Origin of the sequence: Gymnodinialimonas sp. 57CJ19, from assembly GCF_038396845.1 — a bacterium.
Classification (GTDB): domain Bacteria; phylum Pseudomonadota; class Alphaproteobacteria; order Rhodobacterales; family Rhodobacteraceae; genus Gymnodinialimonas.
Map to the genome: position 1 here is coordinate 2,190,408 of NZ_CP151587.1, position 21,294 is coordinate 2,211,701.

The window sequence follows — 21,294 nt, forward strand, 5'->3', positions numbered from 1 at the left end:
CAGACCTCTGCGCAGAGTGCAGCGAAGGTCCGCAATCCGCCCTTCACAAAAACCGTTCCGAGTGGCGCATGGGGTGGAGTCGCTGCGATCAAACATCTAACAATAATAGGTGAGTAGGGTCGTGACCTTGATTGGGGGGCGGCAACTTGTGGGTCCCTGCGTCGAACGGTCTTTTAGTCAGTGAAGAGGGAGGTTAATTTTCTGCTCGTATTACGGGGCGACTACCATATCAATCGCGTGGCCTACGATCGGATCAGATGCAACTTGGACCTGTCGCGCTTTTGTGCCGCCCCAAGTGCTCGTTTAAGCCACCTTGCGTTCGAAGGCGACAGGGCTTTTCCAGCCCAATGCTGAGTGGCGGCGGCGCGGATTGTAGAAGCCATTGATGTACTCGAAGATGGCCATCTCGGCCTTCCGCCGTGTCTTCCAAGGATGCCGCCAGATCAGTTCAGCCTTGATTGTTTTGAAGAACGTCTCGACGGCAGCATTATCATAGCAATTGCCTTTCCCAGACATCGATACCTTGAACCCGTCCTAGCGCAGGATCTTCTGAGAATCATGAGAACAATATTGCGACCCGCGATCCGTGTGATGGATGCACCCTTTGGGCGGTTGTCGGAACGCGATGGCCATCTTCAAAGCTCTGATCGCAAGGTCGCGTTTCATGCGGTTGCTCACGGCCCAACCGATCACACGCCGAGAATGTAAGTCCAAGATCACGGCCAGATACAACCAGCCCTCACGCGTCCAGACATAGCTGATGTCACCTGCCCATTTTTGGTTGGGCGCATCAGCGTTGAAGTCACGATCTAGTAGGTTTGGCGCGATATTGAACTTATGATTGCTGTCTGTGGTGACCTTGTATTTGCGTGTTCTAACAACGGATATGCCGTTCTGGCGCATCAACCTGCCAACACGACGGTGGCCCACGTTCAAACCGATCTCTTTCAACTCTTCGGTCATTCGTGGACGGCCATAACTGCCCAGGCTGAGGCGCGATTGTTCTTTGATATGCGCCAGCGTCACAAGATCAGACCGCTGCCTGCGACTGGCTGGACGACTGCGATACGCCCGTAACCCACGCGTGCTGACGCCAACGACATCACACAACCGACTGGCTGGGAAGCTGCACCTGTGTTCTTCGATGAATCTAAATCTTATTGCTTTAGACCCGCGAAGAACTGGGTGGCCTTTTTTAAGATCTCCCTCTCCTCCTTCAGGAGCCGTATCTCGCGTCGAAGCCGATCATTCTCTTTGGCGAGGTCTAAATCTTCGTTCGACACTAACTCCGTGTCTCGGTGCGCAGTGATCCATTTGTTCAGCGTCGACATGCCAACGCCCAGATCGTCGGCCACTTGCTTACGCGTAAGCCCACTGGTTAGCGCGATACGCACCGCATCCTGGCGGAATTCGTCCGTCCGTTTCAGTCCCATAGTCAGTCTCCTTTGTTGCAGTAAATGCTGTCAAAGGAGCGGCATCAAACCGCGACAGGTCCATCATTTATACGGTCTCGGTTGTGGCACACTGATAAATGGCCGAAACGGAAGACGGCACCCACACTTGCTGAGTGGGTGATTGCTACAGTTGACAGAGAACAGACGCTTCAAGAGGTCGAGGACGATCACACAGCAGATGAAGATGCTCGGCTCTACTGAAGTTCCAGACTGCAGTCATTCGAGCACATCGCAGCATCGCTTACTTTGGGCTCAAACCGGGCTCTGGCAGCGCACTCAAACAAGGTCAGGAGTGAGAGATGTAGCGGGCGTCCGCGCTGCAGGACAAAGCTGGCTTTCGCTGCGGGTGCTCTAAGGTCAGGTTGTCGTGTCATCCAACTTCATTGGTATTCTCGAAGGCGTTCCAAAGTAGCTTTCGCCTCGTTCACAATGTCACGGACAATATCGCCGGCGCTTTGAACTTCCCTTACCAGAGATACTCCTTGCCCTGCCCACATCGAGACAGCCTCAACATTCCCTGTGAGGTCGGACGAAGGTGACTTACTTTGATACCTTAAGACATCAGCACCTGCACCAGTGGTGGCGATAACATCTCCTTCTCCAGGTCTTTCACCAAGTGGTAGGCCACCTGCCTCTTCCCACATTCGGGATGTGCTGTTTTTCAAAGCTCTATGCGGAGCACTAGGCCATCCAAGATCAAATAAGTCATCAAAATGGGCCGTGTCGTTCTCCGAAGCGGCTAACAGATGGGACAGGTAATCGGGATGAACATCTGCCTCAGCTGCTGCAAGGAATCTGGTTCCGACCCACGCGGCGGATGCACCCAGCGCAAGAGCTGCCGCCAATCCTCGCCCGTCTGCAATTCCGCCTGCTGCCACGACCGGAACATCACCAACTGCATCGACGATGGCTGGGATAAGGGCCATGCTGCCAACATTGCCCCGCACATGTCCGCCAGCTTCCCAGCCCTGAGCGCAAATCGCGTCTGCCCCAAGATCGACAGCGGCCTTTGCATCTGCAGCGTCGCCCGCGCTGTAAATGACTTTGGCACCGCCCGATTGGGCATGCGCCAAGAATTCTCCAGGTGGTTGCCAGAACAATGAAATAATCTCGACGCCTTCTTCGAGACATGCGTCGAGATGTTCCATGCTCGGGAATTCCATGTTCAGGTTCACACCAAACGGTTTGCCGGTCATCTGCTGGATGCTGCGCACGGATTTCCGAAGGTCGCAAACACTGACATGCCAAAGCGGTGCAATTCCGAGGCCACCAGCATTGCTGACAGCTGCCACCAAAGGGTCGGGAACCACTCCAGCCATAGGAGCCAAAATCACCGGGTGTTCGATCCTGAAAGACTTGCAGAAACATGCTTTCATGGCTTTTTCCTTCAACGTCGTTGGGCGCGCGCACAACAACATTGCACATTGCCGGGCTTACTCAAAGCGGAGGTTAGAACACTTCGCAGCACCCGACACTTTGGGCTCGAAGTTGCCGTTCGCTGCAGGCATTACCAAGGTCGGCTCTGAGCCGTGTGCGACCGTGACCTGCCCGCCCGCAACTTCCCTCGTACTGATGTAGAGTTTGCTAAACCTTTTGATAGAGCAAACAGGTGCGAAAGAGCCGTTTGACCGAGGCGCAGATCATCGGGATTATCAAGGGACAGGAAGCCGGGATTGCGCGTCACCGGGCACCATTTCCTACAGGTAAGCTACTGTTTCCCTTCAGTTTTCACTACTGAACGCTGGAGGCGTAGACCATGTTGGAAAGTGAAACTGCCTTTTTCGCTATTGTTGGGCTGGCATTTCTTGTTGCTCGCGACGGATCGCGCGTGGTTTTTCCCGACATTACACGGCCGACAGGACCGTTGGTGCGTCTATCCGTACGCTGAAGGCGCGGTGATGCGGCGGGGGCAGGCGTAGGGAAGTGATCGACGTTGGCGATCACTTGCGCCCACATTCTGCCCTCGGCGGCGAGCTACGCACTGTGATCCACTGTCAGAAAAACGACGCAACATAGCTTGATCGGTCGCAGCAGAGAGTAGCATGAACTACGTCCAGACTTGTTCGCGAAGATGACGAAATGGCTTGAGCGGCACCGCTCGATCATTGTTTGATCCGCGTCTCCAATGAGCCTCATTGCCCGCTCACTCCGCCTCCGGTTCAGTACGGGGGTCCATCCGCACGGCGACCGGGGAAATGTCGGGGAGCGGTACGAATTTCTCGCGTTCTTCCATCGGCAAGGCGCGTCCTTGTGTGACGGTGAAGAGCACATAGAGCGCGTAGAGCACCGCGATTGCGGATTCGAACAAGAAGAAGGTGCGCGGCCCGTATGTGGCCATGAAGGTCGACGCCAGAAGCGGTCCGATCGTGGCACCGATAGAATAAACCATCAGCAAACGTCCCGAGGCGGCGACGTAATATTTGCGATCCAGTCGGTCGAAGGTTTGGGCTACACAAAGGGGATAAACGCTGCTGATGGCGCCGCCGAAAGCCAACGCCATGGCCATGAGAAGGCCAAGGGGCAGGCCGCTCGAGATCGAGTTGGACAACAGCCCCCAGCTGAGCCCAACGGCAAGCAAGATGCAGGCCATGACGATGCGGCGGTCGAACCGATCTGCCAGCAATCCGACGGGAACCTGCGCGGCCAAGCCCCCCACGACGACGGTACTCATGAACAAGGCGGCTTCGGTCACGCTCAGGCCGATCTGGCGCGCGAAGACGACGCCGAGCGCGTAGAATGAACCGACAAGGACCCCGGCGACGGCGGCCCCCACTACGCCGACCGCAGACGCCTTGAAAAGCGCCTTTACCCCCAGAACGCTCAGATCGCCAAGGTCCGGCTCCCCCAGGCGGGTCATGGCGACAGGCACCAGCGCCAGCGCCACCAGTGCCGATGCCGCCATCAGGGGATCACTGCTGGCAACCGGCGTGACGTTGACCAAGGTCTGCCCCAGGGCGACGGCCAGGTAGAACACCAGCATGTAATAGCCCAGAACCCGGCCCCGGGTCACGTTGCTGCTGCGCTCATTCAACCAGCTCTCGATGGAGATGGTCATTCCGGCAATGCAAAAGCCGTTGATAAATCGCAGGCCGATCCAGGCGACGGGGTGGAAGAGGAAATCATATGCCAGGCAGGCGGCGGCCATGACTGCGGCGAAAGTGGAGAACGCGCGGATGTGGCCGATGCGCAGGATCACGTGTTTGCCCTGCAACCCCCCGTAGGCGAGGCCGAGGTAGTAGGCGGCCATTATCAGACCGATCAAGGAGACTGAGTATTCCGCGGCCTGCATCTTCAAGGGCAGCACCACGCCAAGAAGGCTGTTGCCGGCCATGAAGGCGGCCGTGCCGCCCAGAAGCGATTTGATTGGGCCGAGAAGCTCGCGGAGGCTGTGAGTCATCCAGTCACTCTGCACTCATCGTGCGCGGATACAAACAGCGATTTCGGAAAAAACGCCCCGACACGCGGGTCGGTGCCGTCGTCGATCACTCAAGAGCGCCTGCCCATGGGCTGAACCACTGTCGAGACCCGGCAAGGTCAGGACGTCGTGGCACGCAGGATCCAGGCGGCCGTGTCATGGAAGGCAGCCCGGTTCGTCGCGAGATCCGCCGTTACCGGATCATCGGCAGCGTCCGCCGCGCGGACCAGCGCATGCAATTGATGCGAAAGCGCTTCGTGCCCCTGTAGCAGGCCATGCAACATGTCGTCGGTGCTCTGATCGGTCACCACGGCGCTGTTGCGCCCGCGCAGGTCGACATAGGCCGGTTCCCCCAAGGTCCGGATGCGCTCGGCCAGCAGATCGACGGCACGGAACATGTCGCTGTATTGGGCTTCGGTCATTTCGTGCAGCGAGTAGAATTGCGGCCCGGTGACGTTCCAGTGACAACTCTGCGTGTCGAGGATCAACTGGTAGGTCTCGTTCAACACGATGCGCAAAGCCTCGGTGACCGGGGCGATGCTGCGGCGGCTGGCGGTGTCTTTTCGAATGGCGGCGGTGTGGTGCAAGCTCTGAGGCATGGTGCACTCCTTGTTAATTCAATGGATTGAAAGAGTGGGGCGTCACGCCACGATTTCGGCGCGGCTGGCATTGTCTTGGACCGGCGCGGGGGCAGGGGCCGGGCCGATCAACACGTCGCAGGCCGCGTCACGGATCAGCTGCTGAATCACGCTGCCGCTGAAGATCCGGGTCAACATGCCCGAACGGTGCGGCCCCAGGGCGATCAGATCGACGCCGTCGGCACGGGTGGCGTGGACAAGCTGTTGCGCCGGGTCGCCACGCAGCACACGCCAAGTGACCCCCGGTGACCAAGCCTGCGCCCGCAGGGCGAGCCGCCTCTCGGCATCTTGGACCAGCGCCTCAAGATGGGCGGTGATCTCCGTCAAGGGGGACCCGACGCGCAACATGGCTTGCTCCAGCCGCGGCTCCACCGCTACGGCGTGCACGACCTCGATATCCACGCCGGGCACGGCCGCCATGGCGTCAGAGAGGGCGGCGTCCGCCGTGTCCGCGCCTTCGACGGCAGCCAGAACGCGGCCATAGGGTCGGGTGACCTCGGGCTTGACGACAAGCACGGAAGCCACGCCTGCCGCGATGACCCGCTCGGTAACCGAGCCGAACAGCTTCTGTGCGATCCATGGCTGGTGCCGTGCGCGCATCACCATGACGGCGGGCGCCATTTGTTGGCTGAGGGCAACGAGCCGGTCCGCCGGGTCGCCCACCTCCAGCCTGACGTCGACCGCGTCGGGCGCGATGCCAAGGCGCCCGAGAGCTGCATCAATACGCTGCTGCGCCGAGGTTTTTGCCCGCGCGATTCTGGGGCCCATGACCGCCGCGGAGGCCGCGTAATCGGGTACGTCGGCCACGTGCACAATGCGCAGCGTCGTTTGGTGCCGACCGGCCACTTCAATGCCCCGAAGCAGCACAGCGTCATCCTCGGGGAACCGGTCAACGGCGGCAATCACGGTAGTTTTGGTCATTTCTAGCAACTCCTGAAAACCATGCTTTCCCAGGCGGTTATGGTGGGGGGGCGCCGCCGGCCGGCATGTTGACGCGCGGCGATTGCGGTGGGCTCGGGTCAAGCGAAGGCGACCGGCCTCAGATGCCGCGCGGCCTCTTTCTGGAGAGGGGGGCGCTTGGACGCGTTCAGGCGCCCGGACTGGGGGGTGGCGTGCAGGGGGGCGGCGTCATCCTTCCATCGCGTCACACAATGGGCGCTGGGAGCGTTGAGGCGGATGGCCTCGGTCTCACGAGTGTCGCCGGGAAAGAGGTCGGGAAACAGATCTTCGAAATCGGCTTGGCACAGCATCATGGCGTGGGTCCTTTTCTGATCGAGGCTGGAATCCAAAGGGGTGCCGTGCCGCCAGTGGCTGGCAGCACGGTCGGCGTGAGATCGACGCAGCGGATCAGTGCGCCCGCAGATCGCCTTTGGTCGGAACCATTTTCAGCTCATCGTCACTGAACCCGTAGACGATGCTGTGGATTTCTCCGCGGTTGATCCCGATATCGCGCAGGATCTTGTCATCCATGGCGCGCAGTTCTTCGATCATGCGACGACGGTGGATGTTGCGCACACGGGCGCGGTACCAGTTGCCAAGCACCTGACCCAGACGGGACCCACGATTGCGTGGATTTTGGGATAGATAGTCGTTGTAGTGGACGGGATGAGTTTGCATGCCGATCTCCAATTCGAGGGTATGAGATACCGCAAACGGACCCGCGGGACTCTGGCATCGGACTGTCAAAAGCCACGAAAACAGAGATCAGCACAGGTGCGATCGTCGGTAAGAACAGGGAAGTCGAATGAAGCCCCGAGACGTGAGCCCGCACGGATGCAGGCGCCGCCCGGGGTTACGGGCGGTTCAGCAGATTTCCTGCGGAGAGCAGGAACCTCCTATGGCGCATGTACAACATCATGCTCCCTATATGGCCCTTACGGCGCACGCTTGTAAGCCTCTGGGCACGGGTGCGGCATTATGGCCAGCTTGTGCTCTGCTGCTGGGCAAGGCGGCGTAGCCCCGCGATCAGAGAAGGCGCGTGCGCTTAGGCACCGAAAGCCCGGACTTTGATAAATTAGCGCGTGAAGATGGGCACGATCCATGCCGCACCGGTGCCGTTGGCTGCACGCATCGCCCCCCTCCCATGCGGTAATCGCGCCCCGTGGCCGCGCGGCCGCCGTCGGCGTTTCGCAAACGCGATCACTCCTTTGACGAAGTGGATGACTTCGCGGGCTCGGCGGGGTTTCTGGAAGGCCAGGGGCCGAGCACATCTGATTGGCTCGACACCCTTGCGCTTTGCGGCGCGGCCGCACGCCCGTCGACGCGCGACCTCGCCCACTTGGCTCAGGGGTAGTGGACACCGCCTTCTGCACGCAGGACCTCTCGGCCATCTTCGGGTAGGGGGATGAACTCTTCCTCATCGCCCGGTACGGACTCGAACCGGCCTCGGCGCCATTCCTCTTTGGCCTGCTCAATGCGTTCGGGCCGTGAGGACACGAAATTCCACCAGATGTAGCGTGGGCCTTCCATGGGGGCGCCGCCAAAGAGCATGAACCGGGCATGGTCGCCCGTGCCATCGTCCACGCCCGTCACGACGATCTGGTCACCGGGATGCAGAACCAGAAGCTGGCCGGGCTCGAAGGTGCGGCCCCCGACCTCGATCTTGCCTCGGATCGTATAGAGCGCCCGCTCCTCCGTGGTGGCCTCGATCGGCGCGCGGGCACCGGGGGCGAGGCCCACGTCGGCATAAAGCGTGTCGGAGGCCGTCTTGAGCGGCGAGGACGCGCCAAAGGCCTGGCCCGCGATCATCCGGGCGGTCAAACCCTCGGCCTCGACCGTCGGGAGATCGGTCTTGCCGTGGTGCATGAAGGCGGGGTCGGATTCCTCTTCATCCTCGGGCAGGGCCATCCAGGTTTGCAATCCGAACAGGCGCTGGCCCGTCGCAAGCCTTTCCGGGGAAGTACGCTCGGAATGAACGATCCCCTTGCCGGCCTTCATCCAGTTCACCGCGCCCGGCTCGATCGCCAGATCCGAGCCGAGGCTGTCGCGATGGTAGATCTGACCTTCAAACAGATAGGTCAGCGTTGCGAGATTGATATGGGGGTGCGGGCGCACGTCGATGCCCTGATCGGTCAGAAATTCGGCCGGTCCCATTTGATCGAAAAAGATGAACGGCCCCACCATCTGCCGTTTCTTCGAAGGCAACGCGCGGCGGACCTCCATTTCTCCGAGGTCCACGGCACGGGGCACGATCAGGGTCTCGACCGCATCGACGCTCGCCGCGTCGCCGGGGACAGGATCGGGGCAGGGGCTCCAGCTCATATGATATCTCCTTGGTTTGACCGAATGGGGCGCGGGTGGCGCCTAAAGAACGTCCTGCCATTCGGGATGTTTGGCAATCTGTGCTTTTGCGAAGGGGCAGAGCGGCACGATCTTGCGCCCCTCTGCACGGGCGTCCTCGACACTGCGTTTCACCAATGCCTGACCGACGCCACGCCCCCCAAGCGCGGCAGGGACGCCGGTGTGGTTGATGATGATCGAGGCGTCGCCAAGCCGCGAGTATGTCAGCTCGGCCTCGTGGCCATCGACAACGGCCGCGTAGCGCCCCTTGGTCTCGCCTTCGTCGCGGGTAATCTTGATCTCTTCGCTCATGTTCGTCTCCGTCACGGGCCGGTGTTCAGATGCTTGCGCAGCCATGTTGCTTCTTGCTCGATGATGCCATGGCCTGCACCGGGAATGATCATTGTTTCGACGTTGGCCCCCATTTCTTGCAACTTGCGTTCGCTCTGTTGCACGCGAGCAAGAGGTATATGCGGGTCCCGTTCGTGGCAGCCAATCAGGACTGGCACCCCGTCGAGGCGGCCGGCGTAGTCGAACTGCTTGGGGCGATGCCCGTAAAGGGCCTCTGACCCGGGTTCTGCCGTGTCCTGGGTGCCGACCAACCCGCCCGATAGCGCCGCCACGGCCCGGAACGGACGCGCCAGCCGTGCAGCGGCTTCAAGCGCCAGACACGCACCCTGCGAGAACCCCATGAGCACGATCTGCCCTGCCGTGACGCCTTCGGCACTCAGCGAGTCCAACACCGCTTCAACCACGCTCAACCCGCTGCCGAGGCCCGGTTCATTGGCATCCAATGGCGCCAGAAATGAGTCTGGCCACCACGAATGGCCTGCCGCCGTGGTGGCCACGACGGCAAGGTCTGGAAGGCCCAGATGCTCGGCCAGTCCCACCATATCGGCAGGCTGGCCGCCGCGCCCGTGCAGCATCACCGCAACCGCCGAGGCCCGCGAGAGAGGCGCACCGGTTGTCACCAGCCGCTGCCCTGCGTGCGGACCGTGCCCGCCCGTTTCCAAGCCGATTCCGGTGCTCATGACGGCACCTTGATCGGTGGCAGGATCTGTTCGATACGGGCACGCGCGCTTTCGTATTTTTCAGGCAATTTCAAGGACTCGCCCAGGTGGTCGAAGTCCTCATCGACGGCGAAACCTGGTGGATCGGTCGCGATCTCGAACAGGACGCCGCCCGGGGTGCGGAAGTAGATCGCGTCGAAGTATTGACGGTCGATCACCGGCGTTACCTCTTGCCCGATGGCCGAGAGCCGCTCGCGCCAGGCGCGCTGCTCCTCTCCATCGCGGGCGCGGAAGGCCACGTGATGGATCGTGCCAGCCCCCGGACGCCCGATGGAGGCCGCGTTCGATGTCAGCAGATCCACCGCCGAGCCGCGCTCGGGGTCGGTGGAGCGGTAGCGTCGGCGCGTCTCGGTGCCGCCGGTGCCGCCCGTGGCGCTTTCCTCGTCAGCCTCATGCACGTAACCCATGGCCTCCAGCACCGAAGCAGTCCCGGCGATGTCTTTCAGCCAGAGGGTGACGGAGTGGAAACCTTCATCGCGCGCGCCGCCCTCGATCAATTCGACCCGCAGCCCGTCTGGGTCCTTCAGCGCGATGGCGCGTTCACCAAAGCGATCGAACGGGCCTTCGAAATCGACGGCAGCCTCCGCCAGCTCGCCCATGCGCTTGTCCAGATCCGCCACGGCATAGGCCACGGCCGAGGCCATGCCCGCGCCCGCGCGGCCGGGGCCCGCATCGACGAAGGGGAAGAAGGTCATGATCGAGCCGGGCGCGGCATCGGCGTCGCCGTAGTACAGGTGATAGGTGCCGGGATCGTCGAAGTTTACCGTGCGCTTGACGAACCGCTGGCCGAGCGTCCCAACCCAGAAATCGAGGTTCTCCTGCGGCGGGCCCGAGATCGCGGTGACATGGTGGAGGCCGGGGATGGCCTTGGTGTCTGAACTGGACATGGATGGCTCCTCTTTCATCGGCGCACGAGGCTTGGATGCCGCGTGGTGCCGTTGTGTTTTGCTACTGGGGTCCTATGTAGATCGGCAGGCACCTATTGAAAGTAGTTACCAAATGGAAACCACATTGAAGTCGGCCCAAGTCACTGAAAACGCACTGAGTTGTCCGTCCGATGCCCTGCTCAGAAAGCTCTGGGGACAGTGGAAGACCCATGTGATCTACGTGCTCGGCACGCATCATTCCTGTCGCTTTGGCGTTCTGAAACGCACCATTGCGGGCATTTCGCCCAAGATCTTGACCCAACGGCTGCGCGAGTTGGAGGCCGACGGTCTGGTCTGGCGCGAGCAGGAGAACACGATCCCGCCCAAGGTCACCTACGGGCTTACCGAGGCGGGCCGCGCGATCCACGACGTCCTGAAGCAATTCGACCCGATCGCAGACAGCCTTCAAGGCGGCAACAGTGCTCCGCGCCCCTAGTTATGTTGTGCCGAGATTGGAATTGACCGGCAGGTAGCGATGCCGATTGACGGTATCTCATTGGCTTGCGGCAAGTCGGACCATCAGGCCTGAAACCCATGCGGGGACAAGTCCCTAGCAAGAGCGCTTGGCGCGAAGCCAAGGCTGAAGGAACGATTTTCGGGTCTCGACCCAGCGTCAATCTAGACACGGCACCGGACAATAACTTCTATGCCGGGCGAAGGAGACTATCGTGACCGAACCAAGCAAAGCTGAAATAATAGACATCGTAAGCAAACGTTCCAAAGACCGGATCAAAGGCAGCGTCCGGCTGGAGATGCCGGGTACGGTGACGCTTTATGTGGACGAAACAGGCGCTGTAGAGAGCGATCAGGCCGCTGACATAACTCTGACGGCTGACGCCCAGGTGTTCTATGACATCGCGATGGGGACCAAGAACCCTGCAAAAGCGTTCATGCTGCGCCAGTTGAAGGTCGACGGAAATCCGATGAAGGCGCTCAAGATCGGGGAAATCCTGAGCGCGGCAGATTAAGCTCAAGCTGTCCCGCAAGGTTTGATCAGGACGCGCACGGCAGGTGTGGCTGATCTGACGCGCCGGTGCGGGTGGGACGCCCCGGCAAGGGGATCTCGACTTCATGCGCCCGCAAGATGGGCGCGCTACCGATGGTGTTGGTGGCGGTGCGGGACGGGACAGGCGACAGCGTCGTGGGGCAGGCTGCTTTGCCCCTGATGGCTGACGTTTGCAGCGACCCCGCTTTGCGCCAAGAAGGTTGCGTTCGCCGGAGAATGATCTGAACGACGGCTCGGTTTAACTCCGATGCGCGCGCAGCGCTTCCGGGACCGCGATCAGCAACAACGTTGTCGCCGCGATCACAAACAGCCAGCTACCGAGCCCTTGAAACAGAAGCGCGCCCACGATCCCTCCGAAGGCGAAGCTGGCAAGGGTCAGGCTATGCAAGGCCAGCTTAGGTACGGCGTCACTGCGGCTTTCTTTGTCGCCCACAAGCGCGGCCAATCCGATCCCGATGTCCGTCGCCATGCCGGACACATGGGTCGTTCTGACCCGCGCCCGAGATATCATTGTCGTCACGGCGTTTTGCAGGCCCATGATGAAGCTGAGCACGATAACCAACAAGGTTTCATCCAGATGAACGACCGATCGCAACAGGGCCACGCTCAGCAGCAACAAGAGCGCGGCCTCAGCGGTTATTGCGAGGGCATAAATCGACCGCAGGTTTCGTTTCTCCCCGGCCTGAATGGCCAGTGCCGCAATGCCCGCGCCGCCGATAAACGCTGCCACAAGCCCGAGGAATGACACAGATATCGCGATTGCACCGTTGGCCAGGGTGTCGGCGAAGGCCGAAATATTGCCCGTCATATTTGCGGTGAACGACCCCGCAATCAGGAACCCCACGGCATTCAGTGCACCCGCAATGGCTGAAAGAAGGCCCGCGAGCACCAGATCAATGCTGGCGGTCCGGTCATCGCCCACCTTGATCAGCATTTCACGTCTTGCTCCGGTTTGGTTTGCACCATGGGTTTAGCGGCGCGGCCGAGATGCGGTAAAGGTGGCATCATGTCGTTGGAGATGTGGCTTGATCCGCTTGTCCGAAGGGCGCTGTCCGATACCAAGAACGATCCAGCAGGGTGAAAACCTCGGACACGATCGGGTCGTTTTTGCGTTGATCGAGGGCGATAAAGCAAAGGCAGGCGGGGACGGAAACATTGGCGCAAACGGCAAGGCCGAAGGATTGCTTTTGGTGCAGCGCGATGGATTCCCGGCAAAGGCTCAACCCGATGCCGGATCGGACCATTTCCAGCATCGAGGCCTCTTGATCCACCAAAGCCACCACATTCTGCGGCTTGGCGGTGCCATCAAACACCTTGGCCAACAGGCGATGGTGGACCGAGGTTTGCGGCGTGCCAATCCAAGGCAACGTCGCCAGCCTCGACCAATCGGCGTTTTCGACTTGGTTCTGCCACCCCGCCGGGGCGATGACGCGGTAGCTGAAGTCTGCCAGCTTGATCGCGTGAATAGGAGCATCGGAGGTGGTCCCGATCTGGGCCATGTCATCGGGCCCACAAAGGTAAAAACCCGCGTCCACACGCCCCTGTTTCACCCATTTCAGCACATCGCCGCTTACCCCATGGATCAGCTCTGTTTCAATCCTTGGATGATCGCTACGCAGTTGCGCCAACAAACGCCCCAGCCGGATGAATTCGGGGTCCACAATCGTCCCGAGGGTCATTTTCCCGCTGACTTGCCCCACGCGCTGGCGGGCGCTGCGGCGGAACTCACCCATGGCGGTCAGGACTTGCTCGGCCTTGCTCAGCATCGCCGCGCCGTCGTGGGTGATCTTCAACCCGCTGGCCGTGCGGGTGAACAGGGCGATCCCGGTTTCCTCGCTTAACCGTTTGATCTGGTGGCTGATGGCGGGCTGGGTCAGGTTCAACACCTCTGCCGCGCGGGACACGCTGCCTTCTCGGGCGACGGTCACGAAGGCCAAGATGGTGTTACGGTTGGAAAATCTATCCATATAAAAAGAACTAATATAGCTATGTGAGAATTGTCATTAGATTCCTGGGTCAAAGATCAGCAAGGGTCACGGTCAATCAAGGACGAGAGCGGACAGGATGCGCAGATGACGGATGGGGATAGCCACTTCGATTACATCGTGGTCGGGGCGGGGTCGGCGGGGTGCTTGCTGGCCAATCGCCTCAGCGCGGACCCGTCGCGTCGGGTGCTGCTGCTGGAGGCCGGAAAACCCGATCGTTACGCGTGGATACATATCCCCGTGGGCTACCTCTACTGCATCGGCAATCCGCGCGCCGATTGGATGTACAAAACGCAGCCTGCCAAGGGGCTGAACGGGCGCAGTTTGCTGTACCCTCGGGGCAAGACCTTGGGGGGATGTTCGTCGATAAACGGTATGATCTACATGCGCGGACAGGCGCGTGATTACGACAATTGGGCCGAATTGACCGGCGAGGCGGCTTGGAACTGGGAAAACTCTCTCAATGATTTCAAGGCGCACGAGGATCACTACAAACTGGACGAGGGCGCAGACCCGGCGACGGGCGACAACAGTCGGTTCTCGGATATGCACGGCCACGGCGGAGAGTGGCGGATCGAGAAGCAGCGCCTGCGGTGGGACGTGTTGGACAGTTTCTCGGACGCCGCAAACGAAGCGGGCATTCCCAAGACCGAGGACTTCAACACCGGCGATAATACCGGCGTCGGCTACTTTGATGTCAACCAACGCTCGGGCTGGCGTTGGAGCACGGCCAAGGCCTTTCTGCGACCCGCAACGTCGCGGCCTAACCTGACGGTCTGGACCGAAGCGCAGGTGGAGAAGCTGACCTTCGCCAAGGCCGACAGCGGGCAAACGCGCTGCACCGGCGCGGTCGTTAACCGTAAAGGCACCCCCGTCACGGTTCGCGCCACGCAAGAGGTGATCTTGTCGGCGGGTGCGGTGAATTCGCCTCAGATCCTGCAACTCTCGGGCATCGGCCCGGCAGGTTTGCTGCGCGACCATGGCATCGACGTGGTAAAGGACACGCCTTGCGTCGGCGAGAACCTGCAAGACCATTTGCAAATCCGCGCCGTGTATAAGGTCAAGGGCACCAAGACCCTGAATACGCTGGCAAGTTCCCTGTTCGGCAAGGCCAAGATCGGTCTGGAATATGCCCTGAAGCGCACCGGCCCGATGAGCATGTCCCCCAGCCAGTTGGGGGCCTTTGCGCGGTCTGACCCAAGCCGCCCCCACGCGAACCTGCAATACCACGTCCAACCCCTGAGCCTTGAGGCTTTCGGAGAGGATTTGCATGATTTCCCGGCCATCACCGTCAGCGTTTGCAATCTGAACCCCACCAGCCGGGGGCATGTGCGCATCGCTTCCCCCGACTTCCGCGACGCGCCGAAAATCTCGCCCAATTACCTTGATACGGACGAGGATCGGAAAGTTGCGGCTGACAGCCTGCGGCAGGTGCGTCAGATCATGGATCAGCCCGCGATGGAGCTTTATGCGCCGGAAGAGTTCAAACCCGGCGTGCAGTACCAATCCGATGAGGAGCTGGCGACGCTGGCAGGCGATATTGCCAGCACGATTTTCCATCCGGTTGGCACGGTGAAGATGGGCCGCGCAGACGATGACAGCGCCGTTCTAGACCCGCATTTGCGGTTGAAGAATGTTGCGGGGCTGCGGGTTGTGGATGCTTCGGTGATGCCGAATATCACCAGCGGCAACACCAATTCCCCCACAATCATGATCGCGGAAAAAGCCGCCGCTTGGATCTTGGCGGGCCGCTGACGCCCATTCAGTCGCTTTTTAAAGGCAAAACGGACGATCCAAAGACGTGCAGGTCTTAATTCGTGTACGGTCACCGGAAGGCGATGTTTCAGCCCCCCACATGGGGCCTGAAAATAATCCGCATGTTTTTGATCCAATCCCATGGGGCAGGCGTATCAGTTACACCTAACCCTCCGGAGTTCCGATGCCCTTTGACGCCCGCCCGATCGCCCCTCAACGTATTGCAATCATTGGCGGAGGTATCTCTGGTCTTGCGTCGGCTTACTTGCTTGCGCGCCATCACGCGGTCACGATTTTTGAGGCCGCGCCTCGGTTGGGCGGCCACGCCCGTACGGTGATGGCGGGGCGCAATGGGGATCAGCCCGTGGATACGGGCTTTATCGTGTTCAACTACGCCAATTACCCGCATCTGACGCGGATGTTTCAAGACCTCGACGTTCCGGTGAAAAAAAGCGACATGAGCTTTGGGGCCTCGGTCGATGGCGGAAAAGTTGAATACGGCCTGCGCGATCTTGGGGCCTTGGCGGCGCAGCGGCGCAACCTGCTGCGGCCCGGTTTCCTGCGCATGGTCCGCGATATCTTGCGCTTCAACGACAAGGCCGAGCGTTACGCCACCGACGACAGCGCCACCATCGGAGAGCTGATGGACGACCTGAGCTTGGGCGATTGGTTCCAGCGGTATTACCTGATGCCCCTGTGCGGCGCGATCTGGTCCACCCCGCCGTCCGAAATCCGCGCCTTTCCCGCCCGTGCTTTGGTGCAGTTCTTCCGCAATCACGCGCTGCTGAGCGCGTCGGGCACGCATCAATGGTGGACGGTGGATGGCGGCAGCATTGAATACGTCCGCCGTCTGGAGCAGCACCTTCGCGCCCATAGCGTCACGATCCGCACGGGTACGCCGGTGCAGCAAGTGGTGCGTGCCGCGGGGGGCGTATCCGTTGTGACGGGGCAGGGGGAGCCTGAGCCCTTCGATCAGGTGATCTTCGCCTGCCATTCCGACCAGGCCTTGCGCCTGTTGCAGCAACCAACAGCGCAAGAACGCGCGGCGCTGTCGGCCATGCGCTTCCAGGACAACCAGATGATCTTGCACCGCGACACCAACCAGATGCCTCAGCGCCGCGCGGTGTGGTCCAGTTGGGTGTATAAGGCTGACACCACGCGACCAGAGCCCGCCATCGGCGTCACCTATTGGATGAACCGCTTGCAAGGAATCGGAGAGGCGGACCCGCTTTTCGTGTCGCTCAACCCCTCAACCGAGGTGCCGCAGCATTTGATTTACGATCAGACAACCTTCCGCCACCCGGTCTTTGACGGGCCAGCCTTGGCCGCGCAGAAGCAGCTGACGGCGATGCAGGGGCAGAATAACACGTGGTTCGCAGGGGCTTACACGCGCCACGGTTTCCACGAGGACGGATTTGCCTCGGCGGTGCGGATCGCGCGGATGATGGACCGGCAGGTGGCCTGATGCATCGGCCGGAACATATCGCGGGCACCACGACCCATCGGCGCAAGGGCGCAATCAAGCACCACTTTAGCTATGGTGTTGATTTCGTGCTGATAGATCCCGAGGCCAGTGCGCCGGGTCCGGCCCTGTTCGGGCGCAATCGCTTCAACCTGATGGCGGTCCGGGATCGTGACCACGGCGGCCCGATGTCCCAAGGGCGCGGCCCGGTCTGGGCGCGGAAAGTGCTGGAGCGTCATGGGCTTCCCGGCGACGGCATTGACCTGCGCCTGCTCACGCAGCCAAGCTATCTTGGCTATGGGTTCAACCCCGTCAGCTTCTGGCTCGCACAGCGGGACGAGGCGCTGGTTGCGGTCATCGCCGAAGTCTCAACCCCTTTTGGCGACCGTCATTCCTACCTTTGCCATTCCCCCGAATTTGCCCCGATCACGGCGCAGACGCGGATCACGACGCAGAAATCGCTTCATGTCTCGCCCTTCCAGGAGGTGGCCGGAGATTATACATTCCACTTCGATATCCAACCCGATCGCATCGCGATCAACATCCTGCATCGCAACGGCGATCAGGGCATATCGGCCAGCCTGTATGGTCCCCGTGCACCCCTGACAAACCGGGTCATACTGGGGGCCAGCCTGCGCCGCCCCTTGGGCGCGATGCGCACCATGGCGTTGATCTACTGGCAGGCCCTGCGACTGAAATTGAAGGGGGCTGTGTATCGCCCCCGGCCAACGCCGCCAAAATCGGAGGTAACTTAATGTTATTCCTTACCAAACGCGTGAAGCACGACTTCCTGGAAAGCTGCGCCCGTATCCGCCAAGGCACCTTGCGCCTGCGCACGCCCGAAGGCGAGGTGCATGATTTCGGCGACGGCGGCACCGCGGCCGAGATCGAGATCCACGATTGGTCCGTTGTAACCTCACTTGCCGCGCGCGGTGATATCGGCCTGGGCGAAACTTATGTGGCGGGTCTGTGGGACACGCCATCTATTGCCGATCTGACCGAAGTGGCCGTGCGCAACATGGAGAAGCTTGAAGGCTACGCCTATCCCGGCTTCTGGAACAACCTGAAGTTTCTGGCCGCCCACCGTCTGATGCGGGCCAATTCCGTGCGCGGGGCGGCGCGGAACATCCGCGCCCATTACGATGTGGGCAACGAGTTTTATCAGCTGTGGCTGGACGAGACGATGACCTATTCATCGGCGCTCTTTGCGCCCGGTGATGATGATCTCGGCCGGGCGCAGAACCGCAAATACGACCGGATTTTGCGGCATTTAGGCAGTGGAGAGCGGGTGTTGGAGATCGGCTGCGGGTGGGGCGGTTTTGCCGAACGCGCCGCCGAGCATGGGCGCGATGTGACGGGGCTTACGATCTCTCCCAGCCAAAAAGGCTACGCCGATGCGCGTCTTGATGGACGCGCCGAAATCCGCCTTCAGGATTACCGGAAATGCGACGGGAAGTTCGACAACATCGTTTCAATCGAGATGATCGAGGCGGTGGGCGAAACCTATTGGCCCACGTATTTCGCGACCCTGAAAGACCGGCTGGCAGACCGGGGGCACGCGGTCATTCAGGCGATTACGGTGCCGGACAATTACTTCAAGACCTACCGCAAAAGCTCGGATTACATCCGCCACTACACCTTCCCCGGCGGCATGTTGCTCTCGGACGCGGTCATCGCAGATCAGGCAAAGCGGGCAGGGCTGGTGGTGAAGGACAGCCACGCCTTTGGGGCTGACTATGCCCGCACCCTGTCGATATGGAGCGACCGTTTGGACGCACAGGCTGACCGCATCCGGCGCTTGGGTTACTCCGACAGCTTCCTGCGCAACTGGCGCTACTATCTGGGCATTTGCGCGGGCTCGTTCTCTGCGGATCACACCAATGTTGTGCAAGTGGAACTGGCCCATGCCTAATCGCGAGACCATCTGGATCATCGGCGCCAGTGACGGTATCGGTGCGGCCCTTGCCCGGGCTTGGGCTGACAAAGGCGCGCGGTTGATCCTGTCGGCCCGCTCCGAGGGGGCGTTGCAAGATCTCGCCGAAAGCCTTGGCCCCGATCACGTGGCGCTGCCCCTGGACGTGGCGGATCGGAGCAGCCTTGTGGCGGCGGCCGAGACCATCGCAAGCATCGGCCCGTTGGACCGTGTCGTCCACTTGGCGGCGATGTATGACCCCGGCAAAGTCGCGGAAGTGGACCCGGACACTGCCGCCAAGATCGTTACCGTGAACCTCACTGGAACGTTCCATATCTCCCAAATCGCCCCGCCGCTGTTGCGCGAAGGCGGGCAACTGGCGCTTTGCGGATCGGTAGCGGGGTATATCGGCTTGCCGCAGGGGCAAATCTACTCGGCCACGAAGGCGGGGGTGATGAACCTGGTGCAATCGCTTCGGGCCGAGCTTTCAGGCAGCCGCGATGTGCGTCTGATAAGCCCCGGTTTCGTCGATACACGCCTGACCCAACGCAACAACTTTACCATGCCCGCCATGGTCACCCCCGAGGTCGCCGCGCGTGCGATTATCGACGGGCTGAACTCCCGCCGGTTCGAAGTCCATTTCCCGCGCCGCTTCACCTACGCCCTGAAATTGCTGAGCGTTCTGCCCTATTGGGCCGCGCTGCCCCTGACGCGGCGGTTGACGCAATGAACGCAAGTTTCCATTCTTTCACTGGAGTCCATCCATGAATATTCTGATCCTTTATATTGCCACCGCCTTAATCTTCTTTGCCGCCGACGCGGTCGGTCTGCGTTTGTTGGTCAAGCCAGTGTTTGATCGGCACATCGACCACCTCTATGCCGAAAGCTTTCGCGCGGTGCCGGCGGCGCTGTTCTACCTTGGCTATGTGGGGGGCATTTTGTGGTTTGTGTCCCTGCCAGCCTTGCGGGCAGGTGACCCGTCCGCGGCGCTGATCGGTGGTGTGATATTGGGCCTGATGGCCTACGGTACGTACGAGTTTACCAACTTCGCCACCTTGGCGGATTGGACGGCCGAGCAGGTCATCGTGGACACCCTTTGGGGCGGCGTGTTGACGGGTTTTGCCGCCTGGGCCGGGGTGATGGTGACCCGCGCAATGGTCTAGAGGCGTCGGCAGTGCACTGTCTTTGACGAAATATTTACCTTCGGGCAGCTACCTTCGTTCTTGTCCTTCGGCCGTGATCGGCTGAGGGATTGGTCTTCGCACGATATGCACTGCCTTCAGAATGGGGGCTATGCATCCCGCGCGTGACCTGCCACTAACGCACGAGGGCAATTGACGTCCCAAGCGCGAAGGAGACTCGATTGCAACCATCTGACTGGACCCGCATCCTTGCGAAATACCGCGAGCCGAACCATTCGCGCAGTATTTTCGAGGTGGCCGTAACCCTTGCCCCCTTTATCGTGATTTGGGCATTGGCGTGGTGGTCCTTGTCGGTCAGCGCTTGGTTGGCGTTGGCACTGGCGGTGGCGAATTCCACATTTCTGGTGCGACTGTTCATGATCCAGCACGATTGCGGCCACGGCGCGTTCTTCAAGAACCGTAAAGTGGGCGATTGGTTGGGCCGTTTCATCGGCGTGCTGACGCTGACGCCCTATGACGTGTGGCGTCGCAACCACGCCATGCATCACGCGACCACGGGCAATCTGGATCATCGCGGCACGGGCGACCTGCCAACACTGACCGTGCGCGAATATCGCGCCAAAAGCTGGGTCGGGCGTGCACTGTACCGCTTGGTGCGTAACCCGTTGTTCTTGTTTGGGGTCGTGCCGTTCTACACCTTCTTCCTCCAAAACCGGTTGCCCATTGGCGTCATGCGCGGGGGCTGGCGTTACTGGATCAGCGCCCAAGGCACAAACCTGTGCGTTGCGGCGATTGTGGGGGTGTTGTTCTGGCTTGGCGGGCTGAAGGTCGTGCTGTTGATCTTCTTGCCCACGGTGTTTCTGGCGGCTGTTGTCGGCATGTGGCTGTTTTACATCCAACACCAGTTTGAAGATACGGTTTGGGACCGCGACGGCGATTGGACGATCCAGGACGCGGCCCTGCACGGCAGCTCTCACTACGATCTTCCCGCCGTACTGCGCTGGCTGACCGGTAATATCGGCGTTCATCACGTCCATCACCTAGCCAGCCGTATCCCGTTCTACCGCTTGCCCGAAGTGATGCGTGACCACGATGTTTTGGCGCAATCTCAGCGGATTACCCTTTGGGAAAGCTTCAAATGTGCCCGTCTGCATCTGTGGGATGAAGAGAGCCGCAAATTGCTGTCCTTCGCGGCCGCCCGGCGTTTGGCGGCTTAACGCGCCGGGTGTTTTTGTTATGGTGATCTGAAG

At 60.7% G+C, this 21,294-nt stretch carries 21 protein-coding genes and 1 pseudogene; 9 read left to right on the plus strand and 13 right to left on the minus strand.

Going from position 1 to position 21,294, the window contains the following annotated elements:
- Positions 1-303: 303 nt before the first annotated feature.
- The 11 genes and pseudogenes from AADW23_RS10705 to AADW23_RS10755 all read right to left on the minus strand — a co-directional run bounded on the left by AADW23_RS10705 (position 304) and on the right by AADW23_RS10755 (position 10,743).
- Positions 304-1,433: pseudogene (locus AADW23_RS10705) on the minus strand (IS3 family transposase).
- A 401-nt stretch (positions 1,434-1,834) separates the two neighbouring features.
- Positions 1,835-2,830 (minus strand): nitronate monooxygenase, encoded by a 996-nt coding sequence (locus tag AADW23_RS10710; RefSeq protein ID WP_341860926.1) that lies wholly within the window; start codon positions 2,828-2,830, stop codon positions 1,835-1,837.
- A 767-nt stretch (positions 2,831-3,597) separates the two neighbouring features.
- On the minus strand, positions 3,598-4,851 hold the full coding sequence (locus tag AADW23_RS10715; protein ID WP_341860927.1) for an MFS transporter: 1,254 nt from the start codon (positions 4,849-4,851) through the stop codon (positions 3,598-3,600).
- Between the two features lie 137 nt (positions 4,852-4,988).
- Positions 4,989-5,468: a DNA starvation/stationary phase protection protein gene (locus tag AADW23_RS10720; RefSeq protein WP_341860928.1), complete on the minus strand. Its 480-nt coding sequence runs from the start codon at positions 5,466-5,468 to the stop codon at positions 4,989-4,991.
- Positions 5,469-5,510: 42 nt separating this feature from the next.
- Positions 5,511-6,428: a universal stress protein gene (locus tag AADW23_RS10725; RefSeq protein WP_341860929.1), complete on the minus strand. Its 918-nt coding sequence runs from the start codon at positions 6,426-6,428 to the stop codon at positions 5,511-5,513.
- 98 nt (positions 6,429-6,526) lie between these two features.
- The gene (locus AADW23_RS10730) at positions 6,527-6,760 is read right to left on the minus strand and encodes a hypothetical protein (protein ID WP_341860930.1); all 234 of its coding nucleotides are present in this window, start codon (positions 6,758-6,760) and stop codon (positions 6,527-6,529) included.
- Between the two features lie 94 nt (positions 6,761-6,854).
- The gene (locus AADW23_RS10735) at positions 6,855-7,124 is read right to left on the minus strand and encodes a DUF1127 domain-containing protein (protein ID WP_341860931.1); all 270 of its coding nucleotides are present in this window, start codon (positions 7,122-7,124) and stop codon (positions 6,855-6,857) included.
- 666 nt (positions 7,125-7,790) lie between these two features.
- Complete coding sequence (locus tag AADW23_RS10740; protein ID WP_341860932.1) at positions 7,791-8,768, minus strand: pirin family protein; 978 nt, start codon at positions 8,766-8,768, stop codon at positions 7,791-7,793.
- A gap of 42 nt (positions 8,769-8,810) precedes the next feature.
- A complete protein-coding gene (locus AADW23_RS10745; protein WP_341860933.1) occupies positions 8,811-9,098 on the minus strand; it encodes a GNAT family N-acetyltransferase in 288 nt (95 codons plus the stop codon).
- An 11-nt stretch (positions 9,099-9,109) separates the two neighbouring features.
- Positions 9,110-9,817 carry a dienelactone hydrolase family protein gene (locus AADW23_RS10750; RefSeq protein WP_341860934.1) on the minus strand — a complete coding sequence of 236 codons (708 nt, stop codon included), beginning with the start codon at positions 9,815-9,817 and terminating at the stop codon, positions 9,110-9,112.
- A complete protein-coding gene (locus AADW23_RS10755) occupies positions 9,814-10,743 on the minus strand; it encodes a ring-cleaving dioxygenase (RefSeq protein WP_341860935.1) in 930 nt (309 codons plus the stop codon). The genes AADW23_RS10750 and AADW23_RS10755 overlap by 4 nt, the downstream gene beginning before the upstream one ends.
- 112 nt (positions 10,744-10,855) lie before the next feature.
- On the opposite strand from AADW23_RS10755, the gene AADW23_RS10760 reads away from it, so the two are divergent.
- Positions 10,856-11,218, plus strand: a complete 363-nt coding sequence (locus AADW23_RS10760; RefSeq protein ID WP_341860936.1) for a helix-turn-helix domain-containing protein — start codon at positions 10,856-10,858, stop codon at positions 11,216-11,218.
- A 232-nt stretch (positions 11,219-11,450) separates the two neighbouring features.
- Entirely contained in the window at positions 11,451-11,750 is a 300-nt protein-coding gene (locus AADW23_RS10765) for an SCP2 sterol-binding domain-containing protein (protein ID WP_341860937.1), read from the plus strand.
- 276 nt (positions 11,751-12,026) lie between these two features.
- Here AADW23_RS10765 and AADW23_RS10770 read toward each other — a convergent pair whose 3' ends face one another.
- Both AADW23_RS10770 and AADW23_RS10775 read right to left on the minus strand, forming a co-directional pair.
- Positions 12,027-12,722 carry a YoaK family protein gene (locus AADW23_RS10770; protein ID WP_341860938.1) on the minus strand — a complete coding sequence of 232 codons (696 nt, stop codon included), beginning with the start codon at positions 12,720-12,722 and terminating at the stop codon, positions 12,027-12,029.
- A 70-nt stretch (positions 12,723-12,792) separates the two neighbouring features.
- On the minus strand, positions 12,793-13,755 hold the full coding sequence (locus tag AADW23_RS10775) for a LysR family transcriptional regulator (protein WP_341860939.1): 963 nt from the start codon (positions 13,753-13,755) through the stop codon (positions 12,793-12,795).
- A gap of 105 nt (positions 13,756-13,860) precedes the next feature.
- Between AADW23_RS10775 and AADW23_RS10780 the strand changes: the two genes are divergently transcribed.
- From AADW23_RS10780 to AADW23_RS10810, 7 genes are all read left to right on the plus strand, one after another.
- On the plus strand, positions 13,861-15,528 hold the full coding sequence (locus AADW23_RS10780) for a GMC family oxidoreductase N-terminal domain-containing protein (protein ID WP_341860940.1): 1,668 nt from the start codon (positions 13,861-13,863) through the stop codon (positions 15,526-15,528).
- Positions 15,529-15,712: 184 nt separating this feature from the next.
- The gene (locus AADW23_RS10785) at positions 15,713-16,993 is read left to right on the plus strand and encodes an FAD-dependent oxidoreductase (RefSeq protein ID WP_341860941.1); all 1,281 of its coding nucleotides are present in this window, start codon (positions 15,713-15,715) and stop codon (positions 16,991-16,993) included.
- On the plus strand, positions 16,993-17,745 hold the full coding sequence (locus tag AADW23_RS10790) for a DUF1365 domain-containing protein (RefSeq protein WP_341860942.1): 753 nt from the start codon (positions 16,993-16,995) through the stop codon (positions 17,743-17,745). The genes AADW23_RS10785 and AADW23_RS10790 overlap by 1 nt, the downstream gene beginning before the upstream one ends.
- Positions 17,745-18,902 carry a cyclopropane-fatty-acyl-phospholipid synthase family protein gene (locus AADW23_RS10795; RefSeq protein ID WP_341860943.1) on the plus strand — a complete coding sequence of 386 codons (1,158 nt, stop codon included), beginning with the start codon at positions 17,745-17,747 and terminating at the stop codon, positions 18,900-18,902. Before AADW23_RS10790 ends, AADW23_RS10795 begins: the two co-directional genes overlap by 1 nt.
- Complete coding sequence (locus AADW23_RS10800; protein ID WP_341860944.1) at positions 18,895-19,632, plus strand: SDR family NAD(P)-dependent oxidoreductase; 738 nt, start codon at positions 18,895-18,897, stop codon at positions 19,630-19,632. The genes AADW23_RS10795 and AADW23_RS10800 overlap by 8 nt, the downstream gene beginning before the upstream one ends.
- Positions 19,633-19,666: 34 nt before the next feature.
- Positions 19,667-20,065, plus strand: a complete 399-nt coding sequence (locus AADW23_RS10805) for a DUF2177 family protein (protein WP_341860945.1) — start codon at positions 19,667-19,669, stop codon at positions 20,063-20,065.
- A gap of 200 nt (positions 20,066-20,265) precedes the next feature.
- The gene (locus tag AADW23_RS10810) at positions 20,266-21,261 is read left to right on the plus strand and encodes a fatty acid desaturase (RefSeq protein ID WP_341860946.1); all 996 of its coding nucleotides are present in this window, start codon (positions 20,266-20,268) and stop codon (positions 21,259-21,261) included.
- The last annotated feature ends 33 nt before the right edge of the window (positions 21,262-21,294 follow it).

Excerpts from the sequence above, each read along its gene's own strand:
- AADW23_RS10760 (WP_341860936.1), top strand. The coding sequence starts at position 10,856 with ATGGAAACCACATTGAAGTCGGCCCAAGTCACTGAAAACGCACTGAGT.
- AADW23_RS10740 (WP_341860932.1), bottom strand. The coding sequence starts at position 8,768 with ATGAGCTGGAGCCCCTGCCCCGATCCTGTCCCCGGCGACGCGGCGAGC.
- AADW23_RS10750 (WP_341860934.1), bottom strand. The coding sequence starts at position 9,817 with ATGAGCACCGGAATCGGCTTGGAAACGGGCGGGCACGGTCCGCACGCA.
- AADW23_RS10730 (WP_341860930.1), bottom strand. The coding sequence starts at position 6,760 with ATGATGCTGTGCCAAGCCGATTTCGAAGATCTGTTTCCCGACCTCTTT.
- AADW23_RS10710 (WP_341860926.1), bottom strand. The coding sequence starts at position 2,830 with ATGAAAGCATGTTTCTGCAAGTCTTTCAGGATCGAACACCCGGTGATT.
- AADW23_RS10735 (WP_341860931.1), bottom strand. The coding sequence starts at position 7,124 with ATGCAAACTCATCCCGTCCACTACAACGACTATCTATCCCAAAATCCA.
- AADW23_RS10780 (WP_341860940.1), top strand. The coding sequence starts at position 13,861 with ATGACGGATGGGGATAGCCACTTCGATTACATCGTGGTCGGGGCGGGG.
- AADW23_RS10785 (WP_341860941.1), top strand. The coding sequence starts at position 15,713 with ATGCCCTTTGACGCCCGCCCGATCGCCCCTCAACGTATTGCAATCATT.
- AADW23_RS10790 (WP_341860942.1), top strand. The coding sequence starts at position 16,993 with ATGCATCGGCCGGAACATATCGCGGGCACCACGACCCATCGGCGCAAG.
- AADW23_RS10770 (WP_341860938.1), bottom strand. The coding sequence starts at position 12,722 with ATGCTGATCAAGGTGGGCGATGACCGGACCGCCAGCATTGATCTGGTG.
- AADW23_RS10745 (WP_341860933.1), bottom strand. The coding sequence starts at position 9,098 with ATGAGCGAAGAGATCAAGATTACCCGCGACGAAGGCGAGACCAAGGGG.
- AADW23_RS10725 (WP_341860929.1), bottom strand. The coding sequence starts at position 6,428 with ATGACCAAAACTACCGTGATTGCCGCCGTTGACCGGTTCCCCGAGGAT.
- AADW23_RS10795 (WP_341860943.1), top strand. The coding sequence starts at position 17,745 with ATGTTATTCCTTACCAAACGCGTGAAGCACGACTTCCTGGAAAGCTGC.
- AADW23_RS10775 (WP_341860939.1), bottom strand. The coding sequence starts at position 13,755 with ATGGATAGATTTTCCAACCGTAACACCATCTTGGCCTTCGTGACCGTC.
- AADW23_RS10715 (WP_341860927.1), bottom strand. The coding sequence starts at position 4,851 with ATGACTCACAGCCTCCGCGAGCTTCTCGGCCCAATCAAATCGCTTCTG.
- AADW23_RS10805 (WP_341860945.1), top strand. The coding sequence starts at position 19,667 with ATGAATATTCTGATCCTTTATATTGCCACCGCCTTAATCTTCTTTGCC.
- AADW23_RS10800 (WP_341860944.1), top strand. The coding sequence starts at position 18,895 with ATGCCTAATCGCGAGACCATCTGGATCATCGGCGCCAGTGACGGTATC.
- AADW23_RS10755 (WP_341860935.1), bottom strand. The coding sequence starts at position 10,743 with ATGTCCAGTTCAGACACCAAGGCCATCCCCGGCCTCCACCATGTCACC.
- AADW23_RS10720 (WP_341860928.1), bottom strand. The coding sequence starts at position 5,468 with ATGCCTCAGAGCTTGCACCACACCGCCGCCATTCGAAAAGACACCGCC.